At 69.9% G+C, this 748-nt stretch carries 1 pseudogene; it reads left to right on the forward strand.

What is annotated here, in order from left to right:
- Nucleotides 1-748: pseudogene (locus OBACDRAFT_RS03680) on the forward strand (hypothetical protein); the annotation flags it as partial.

A 748-nucleotide genomic window follows, 5' to 3' on the forward strand; every position in this document is an offset into this window, starting at 1 on the left:
GCCGTTGAGGTGCCATCGCTTTATGTCACCGCGCCCGGACGCTTTGAAATCGTGGCACTCGACCCGCGCGCCGGCAACGCCGCCATCCAATGGGGCACGCTCGCTTGGGAAACCCTCCGCCGCCCGCTCGCGCTGCCCGAAGCCTATCCCGACGCCATCCGCGTGCGCCTGATTCCCGCCGCGCAATGGTCCGCCGCCCCCTCCGACCCCGACACAGCCCCCTCCCCTGACATCCAAACCACCGCCGAGGCCAACGGATTCGTCAGCGTGCGCATCCGCCTTCCGGATACCACTGCCGGCACTGGCGCGACGGGCAAGGAGGACGACGATCTCGACCTCGTCATCCGACGCGGACTCGTCCAAGGCCTCCTCCTCCGGCAAGCCATCGCCTGGCACGGAGCCGCTGTCCACGCCCGCCTCCCCCGCTGGCTCGAATACGCGGGCGCCCAACTCATGCTCGAACGCGCCATCCCCGCCATGTACGACGCCTGGCGCCAGCAAGCCACCGCCCTCCCCGCCGCCCCCCCGCTTGCCGCCCTGCTCCACTGGCGACCCGCCCCTACCAACGACGAAACCGCCCTCATCATCGCGTCCAGACCCCTCATGCTCTGGCTCGAAGCCGGAACCAGCACCGCCCAGCGGACACGCTGGCAGGAATTTCTACGCCGCATCCTCTCCGGTGCCGACCCGCTTTCGATCCTGAGACCCTCGACCGCTGACAGCGGCCCAACCACATCCCCCCCCCCCC

Origin of the sequence: Geminisphaera colitermitum TAV2, from assembly GCF_000171235.2 — a bacterium.
In the GTDB taxonomy this organism is placed as follows: Bacteria; Verrucomicrobiota; Verrucomicrobiia; order Opitutales; family Opitutaceae; genus Geminisphaera; species Geminisphaera colitermitum.